The organism is Polaromonas sp., from assembly GCF_030682935.1.
Classification (GTDB): domain Bacteria; phylum Pseudomonadota; class Gammaproteobacteria; order Burkholderiales; family Burkholderiaceae_C; genus Polaromonas.
Genome location: NZ_JAUXNA010000263.1, coordinates 1 through 6,412, shown reverse-complemented (window position 1 = coordinate 6,412; position 6,412 = coordinate 1). Strand labels below are relative to the sequence as shown.

The window sequence follows — 6,412 nt, the reverse complement described above, 5'->3', positions numbered from 1 at the left end:
CTCTGGAAAGAGTAGTTGGGCTTGCGGCATGGTTGAGCGCTGCCAGGAGCCCCCATCCCAACCTTCCCCCAAAGGCGGGAAGGAGGAAATCGGGGATGCGGAGTAGTTACATTATTTTCTAAAAAACAAGGCGGCGGGGCGGCATCAGGCACCGGGCAGCGCGTCTTTCCACGGCTTGCCCCGATACCAGGCGTGCTGGGCCAGGCGCAGCAGCGGTTTGTCGCCGGCGGTGTCGCCGTAGGCGTACAGCGTCATGGCGCCGAGGGACGCCGCGCCAAAGCGCGCCGTCAGCCAATGGTTCAAGCGCAGCACTTTTTGCGCGCCGTGGCAATTGGGCGTGCGCATGCGGCCCGTCAGGCAAGCGCCCTCCTCGCCGTGGACCACTTCCATTTCGGTGCAGATCAGGCCGTCAAGGCCCAGCTGCTCGGCCACGTGGGTGAGGTAAATGTCGGGCGAGGCGCTGACGATGACGCAGCAATGCCCGGCCTGCTGGTGCCAGGCCAGCCGCGCCAGCGTCCAGTCCTGCAACTGGCCGCGAAAGTCTTGCGCCAGCCAGCGCGCGCGCCAGTCGTCCACCTCGGCCAGGCTGAGTCCGCTGAGCGTGGCCCGCATCAACTTCGCTTTGGCGACGTCGTTGCGGACCAGGCGCAGGGCGTAAGCGGCCAGCCAGGGCGAGCAGCGCAGCATCGCCCACAACAAGCGCGGCCAGCCCAGGCCGCGCGCCAGAAACGGCAGAAACGTATCACCATGGGTCAGCGTGCCGTCAAAGTCAAAGGCCGCGATGACCACGGGCGGATTTACCGCGGACATCGCACCTGGCCGCAGTAGCGTTCGCAAAACGGGCATCCTGTCATGGGCAGCCAGGACGGGATGTTGTAGAACAGCCTGAACGCCTTGCCCAGCACGCCCTGGCGGTAGGCCTCGTAGTTGAAGCCCGTGCCTTCCACGGCATAAAGCGGCACACCGCTCTGCATGAAACTGAGCACGGTGACCGTCTCAAAATAGGGTTTGAATTCTTCCAGCCTGGGCGCGTCAGACGTGATCACGCGCACGGTTTTGCCCTGGTACACCGAAAAGTCCACCAGCATGTCGTCTTGCCGCGCGTGAAACCTTCCCACGCCAAACACCGGCATGTACTGGCGCCGCTCAAAGCCGTAAATCGACGCGGCGGTGTAGGACTCCGCCATCAAGACCACGCCCGGGCTTTGCACCTGCTGAAGAATTTCAGCGGTTTTGTAGCTGCGGATGATTTGCGGGTACAGCTTGGTGCTCTTCCAGTCGTCCAGCGTGCCCAGGTACAGGACGCCGACCACCGCCACATGCAGCCCGGCAAACACCGCCAGCCCTTTGGCACAGGTCTTGAGCTTGTCGGCCGGCAGGGCAAACGCCAGAAAGGCAAAACCAAACGGATAAAACGACAGTACCCAATGCAGGCCAATGACCTTTTTGGCGGACAACAGGGTGAAAAACAGCAGCGGCACCAGCACCAGGCAGGCCAGCAGGCGCTGGGTTTTGGCGGTCTGCCGCAGCGCCTGGCGGTGCTTGAAGGCCAGCCACAGCGCCGCTGGCGTGATCAGGTAGGCCATCATGCCCAGGTACATCAGCGGCTTGCGCCATTCAAACACCGCATCTTCGTTGCGGTTGTAGACGTTGAACATGATGTTGGACCAGCCATGCGACAGGTTGTAGGCGATGTTGATGGCCGGCCCCGGCAGGGCGCACAGCACCAGCAGGCCCAGGCCCGCCAGCCGGTCGCGGCGGTACAGGCCAAAATAAACCAGGTAGGTCAGCCCCAGCACCACCGAGAAATACTTGGACAAAAACGCGCAGCCCAGGAACAGCCCCGACAGCGCATACAGGCCGTACGCGGCGCGGTCCAGTTGCGCGCGGCGCTCGGCGCGCAGCAAGGCGGCCACCGACAGCACCGACCAGAAGATCAGCGGCGTGTCGGTGGTGACCAGCATGTTGAGCCAGTTCAGCGGCGCCAGCCAGAAAAACAGCACGGCCCAGGCCGCGCGCACCCGGTCCACCGGCTTGAGCGCCCACCAGAGCGCCGCGCCCAGCCCCAGCGGCAGCAGCACCGCAGGCAGGCGAATCGACCAGAGGCTGTCGCCCAGCGTGCTTCGCATCAGGGCAATCAGCCAGCCGACCATGGGCGGGTGGTCAGAGTAGCCCCAGTCGGGATAAACGCCCCACCAGTAAAAAAGCGCCTCGTCGCCGCTGACGGGAAAGCGCACCGCGAGCCAGAACCGCAGCAGCAGCGAGCCCAGGCCGACGGCCAGCAGCCAGCGGCTCAGGGTGGCGGGGAAATTTTCAGGGGAAGGGGCGGACGCGGGATTCTGGGGCATGGCGGACTGAAAAAGGGAAAAGAACGGCAACAAAAAGGGCGCGGGGCCGCCGTTACCGAAAACTGATTTCTTTGCGAATGGCCGCACTATAAAGCAAGGCCACCAGCCCGATGGCCACCGCCAGCCACAGCGTGAGCAGCCGCGTCAGCACGGTGATGCTCAAGGCCTGGCCGGGCGTGGCGCCGTAGGCCACCAGCAAACCGGCCAGCACGGCTTCGGTGCCGCCCAGCCCGGCGGGCAAGGCCGACAAGGCGCCGGCCACCATGGCCACCGCGTAAAAGCCGGTGGCCGTCAGCAGCGCCAGGGACACATTCATGTCCCGGCAAATCAGCCACACGGCAAGGCCCTGCGCGGCCCAGGCGGTCAGCGTCAGGCCGAACCAGACCCACGGGCGCATGGCCAGGCAGCGCCAGGCGCCCTGCAGCCAGCTAAAGCGCTGCAGCAGCGCAAGCCGGAACCGGAGGATGACGGCCAGCAGCCCCAGCGCCGCCAGCACGCCAGCCGCCACCAGCCCGAGCAGCCAGGGAGGCGCCGCGCGCAGGGCGCCCTGCCCCATCACCCAAGCCACGGCGGGCAGGCACAGCAGCAGCAGGCAGAGCAAGTCGGCGAGTCGCTCCGCGCCAAAAATGGCCAGGCTTTGCCCGGCGCTCAAAGGCTGGCGCGCCAGCATCAGGCCCCGGACGGCTTCCCCGACATTGCCGGGCGTGGGCGTGAACGCATAGCCCGCCAAATACAGGCGGAGCCCTTGCAGCGGCCCGAAATGGCGCCCGTAGTGCGCCATCCAGAGCCGCCAGCGCAAGCCGCGCAGCGCATAACTGAGCAGGCACAGGGCGGACGCCTGCAGGCCGGTCCAGGACCACAAACTGGCCAGCGAGGCCTTGGGGCTATCGCCCCAGACCAGCAGCGCCGCCGCATAAGCGGTAGCCACCCCGCCCAGCACCAGCAGCAGTTGCTTGATAGGCAGTTTGACTGGCGGCCCGGCCCCGGGTGTCACAGCCAGGGACTCAAAAACAGCAGCAGCCAGAGCGCGCCTGCCGCCAGAATCCACGGGTCACGCAGCAGGTCGCGCGCCACGTCTTCGCCGCAGCCGCGGTGCACCTGGTAGGTGTAGCGCAGCATGCCAAAAATGACCACGGGCACGGTGTAGAGCAGGCGCTCGCCGTGCTGCAGCTGCGCCTCGGGGCTGGTGGCAAACAGGCTGTAGGTGGTCAGCGTCGCGGTCATGGTCACGGCGATAAAGGTGTCGAGCAGCGCGGCCGGGTAGTGCGCCAGCACGGCGCGCTGGCTGGCTTCGTCCTGAAAGCTCTCGGCCTTGCGTTTGCAAAACCCGAGAAAAAGGGTCAGGAAAATACCGGTCAGCAGCAGCCAGCGGGAAGGCGGAATCCCGACCGCCAGCGTGCCCGCCAGCAGCCTGAGCATAAAACCGGTGGCGATGATGGACACATCGACCACCGGCACCTGCTTGAGCCGCCACGAATACGCCAGGTTGAGCAGGACATACAGCACCAGCACCACCAGCAGCGTGCGGTTGCCTGCGACCAGCAGCAGGCCCGCCACCAGCAGCAGGCCCGCCAACGCCAGCGCAGCGGGCGCCGACACGGCGCCCGAGGCCAGCGGCCGGTGGCGTTTGGCCGGATGCAGGGCGTCACTGGCGCGGTCATGCCAGTCGTTGATGATGTAGACCATGCTGGAGAAGCAGCAAAACGCGGCAAAGGCCTGAACAACCCGCCACGCCAGCGGCCCGTCTTGCCAGGCCTGGCTGAACACCAGGCCGGCAAACACAAAGGTGTTTTTAAGCCACTGGTGCGGGCGCATGAGCCGGATCAGGGCAAACAAGGGAAAAGAAGGCATCTGGGATGGAGGAAAAAATCAGGTCTGGATGCGAAGCTGAAAGCAGCGTTCAAGCATAACTGACCCCGGCTATCGCCAAATCGGCCAGAATCGAGCCATGACCTCTGTTTCTGGCTCCCTCCTCCAGCCCGGCCTTGCGCTTGCCCCGGTGTCGCCGCGCGCCCTGCAACTGATCCAGACGCTGGTTCAGATGAACACGGTCAGCCACCGCTCCAACCTGGCACTGATTCATTTTGTGCAGGACGAACTCAAAAAGCTCGGCGTGGCCAGCCGCATCACCACCAACGCCGACAAGACCAAGGCCAACCTGTTTGCCACGCTGGGTGAAGGCAGGTCCGCCGGCATTATCTTGTCGGGCCATACCGACACCGTGCCCTGGGACGGGCAGGACTGGACGCTGGACCCGCTCTCGGCCACCATCGCGGACGGCAAGCTCTATGGCCGCGGCAGCTGCGACATGAAGGGCTTCATCGGCATGGCGCTGGCCCACGCCGAAGATTTTTTGAACAGCGCCGCGCCTTTTGCGGTGCACCTGGCGCTGAGCTACGACGAGGAAGTCGGCTGCATGGGCGTCAAAGAGCTGATCGCCGACCTGAAAGATGCCGGTATTGCGCCGCTGGCCTGCATCGTGGGCGAGCCCACCAGCATGGTGCCGGCCACGGCGCACAAGGGCGTGTACCGCTACAAGTGCTGCGTGCGCGGCAAGGAGGCGCATTCCTCGCTCACGCCGCAGTCGGTCAATGCCATCGAGATGGCGGCGCGGGTGATTGGCAAGGTGCGCGATATGGCCGAAGGCTTTGAGGCGAGCGAGCCGCGCTACCAGGGCTTTGACGTGCCGTTCAGCACCGCCAGCGTCGGGCAGTTTCATGGCGGCATTGCCGACAATGTGGTGCCGCGCGATGCCGAGTTTCGCTACGAATTCCGCAATCTGCCCACGGCCGACGCATTTTTAATGCAAAAAGAGGTGCTGGCCTATGCGGAACGGGCGCAAGTAGCTATGAAAAATATAGCACCAGAGGCCGGTTTCAGCTTTGAGACGATTTGCGAAGTGCCGGCCTTTTTGGGCTCGGCCGGGGATGCCGTGACCCAGCTGGCACAACGCCTGGCTGGCGAGGAGCGCACCACGCTGGTGGCGTTTGGCACCGAAGCCGGTTTGTTCAAAAGCGCAGGCATTCCGACCGTGGTGTGCGGTCCCGGCAGCATCCACCAGGCGCACCAGCCCGACGAATTTGTGAGCCTGGAGCAACTGGCGCGCTGCCAGGCCTTCATGCGCGGACTGGCCGCCACCCGCACCCTGGCGTAAGGGGGAACCAGACCCGTCAGGTGCGCACGCGCCCGTCGCCGGTCAGCATGGACAGTTCCACGAACCTGGAGGCGACGTGATCGGTGGCCGAGAACGACACGGAAAAGCCCCCCAGCACCTGGTTGCCGATGGCTTCCAGGCCGTTGATCAGGGAGTCGCGGGTCAACTTGCCCCCGGCCCGCTGCAGTCCCTCGACCAGCAGCCTGGCGGCCACATAGCCTTCCATGCTGGAGAAGTTGACCTCGGTCCCCTGGCCAGCGGCCTTCACGGCGGCCACAAACTCGCGCGCAATCGGCCGTGCCGCGTTGTAGGGCGAAGGCATGACTTGCGACACCACCACGCCGGCACCGTCCTTGCCGAGCTCGTCGGCCAGCGCCTGCGTGCCGACAAAGGACACGTTGTAATAGGTGCCGCCATAACCTGTCTTTTTGGCTTCCCGTATGAAGGCGGCGCAAGATTTGTAGGCGCTGATCTGGACCACCGCGTCCGGTCCGGCCGCCACCAGGGTCTGGACCGCCTTGGTGACGTCCACGGAGTTGCGCTCCACGGTGGCTTGCGCCACGGGTTTGAGGCCCAGGCTTGCCAGCGCCAGCGTCACGCCGTCGAGCCCGGCCTTGCCGTAGGCATCGTTCTGGTAAAAAACCGCAATTTTCTTCAAGCCCAGGCTGGTCAGCTGCTTGACGATCAGCGCCGTTTCGTCGTTGTACGAGGCCCGCACATGGAAGGCGTATTTGTTGAACGGCTCGCGTAGCGCCATGGCACCGGTAAAGGGGGCAATAAAGGGCACTTTGGCCTTGATGGCCTGCGGCAGCGCCACCAGGCTGGTGGGTGTGCCAATCTAGACAAACAGCGCAATCACGTCATCGGCAATCAGCTTGCGGGTGTTTTCGGCGCAGCGGTCGGGCTCGTA

5 protein-coding genes and 1 pseudogene are annotated in these 6,412 nt (G+C 64.9%); 1 reads left to right on the top strand and 5 read right to left on the bottom strand.

Going from position 1 to position 6,412, the window contains the following annotated elements:
• Positions 1-144 precede the first annotated feature (144 nt).
• Genes Q8K05_RS11995 through Q8K05_RS11980 form a run of 4 tightly spaced genes read right to left on the bottom strand, consistent with a single transcriptional unit; the run spans position 145 to position 4,199 of the window.
• Complete coding sequence (locus Q8K05_RS11995; protein WP_305246830.1) at positions 145-810, bottom strand: HAD family hydrolase; 666 nt, start codon at positions 808-810, stop codon at positions 145-147.
• On the bottom strand, positions 798-2,348 hold the full coding sequence (locus tag Q8K05_RS11990; protein ID WP_305246829.1) for a glycosyltransferase family 39 protein: 1,551 nt from the start codon (positions 2,346-2,348) through the stop codon (positions 798-800). Before Q8K05_RS11990 ends, Q8K05_RS11995 begins: the two co-directional genes overlap by 13 nt.
• A 52-nt stretch (positions 2,349-2,400) precedes the next feature.
• The gene (locus Q8K05_RS11985; RefSeq protein ID WP_305246828.1) at positions 2,401-3,342 is read right to left on the bottom strand and encodes a lysylphosphatidylglycerol synthase transmembrane domain-containing protein; all 942 of its coding nucleotides are present in this window, start codon (positions 3,340-3,342) and stop codon (positions 2,401-2,403) included.
• Positions 3,339-4,199 carry a decaprenyl-phosphate phosphoribosyltransferase gene (locus Q8K05_RS11980; RefSeq protein WP_305246827.1) on the bottom strand — a complete coding sequence of 287 codons (861 nt, stop codon included), beginning with the start codon at positions 4,197-4,199 and terminating at the stop codon, positions 3,339-3,341. The genes Q8K05_RS11985 and Q8K05_RS11980 overlap by 4 nt, the downstream gene beginning before the upstream one ends.
• 97 nt (positions 4,200-4,296) lie before the next feature.
• On the opposite strand from Q8K05_RS11980, the gene argE reads away from it, so the two are divergent.
• A complete protein-coding gene (gene argE, locus Q8K05_RS11975; RefSeq protein ID WP_305246826.1) occupies positions 4,297-5,502 on the top strand; it encodes an acetylornithine deacetylase in 1,206 nt (401 codons plus the stop codon).
• A 16-nt stretch (positions 5,503-5,518) separates the two neighbouring features.
• Here argE and Q8K05_RS11970 read toward each other — a convergent pair.
• A pseudogene (locus tag Q8K05_RS11970) lies at positions 5,519-6,412 on the bottom strand (ABC transporter substrate-binding protein); the annotation flags it as partial.

Coding starts and splice junctions, on each gene's coding strand:
- Q8K05_RS11995 (WP_305246830.1), bottom strand. CDS start 810: ATGTCCGCGGTAAATCCGCCCGTGGTCATCGCGGCCTTTGACTTTGAC.
- Q8K05_RS11990 (WP_305246829.1), bottom strand. CDS start 2,348: ATGCCCCAGAATCCCGCGTCCGCCCCTTCCCCTGAAAATTTCCCCGCC.
- Q8K05_RS11980 (WP_305246827.1), bottom strand. CDS start 4,199: ATGCCTTCTTTTCCCTTGTTTGCCCTGATCCGGCTCATGCGCCCGCAC.
- argE (WP_305246826.1), top strand. CDS start 4,297: ATGACCTCTGTTTCTGGCTCCCTCCTCCAGCCCGGCCTTGCGCTTGCC.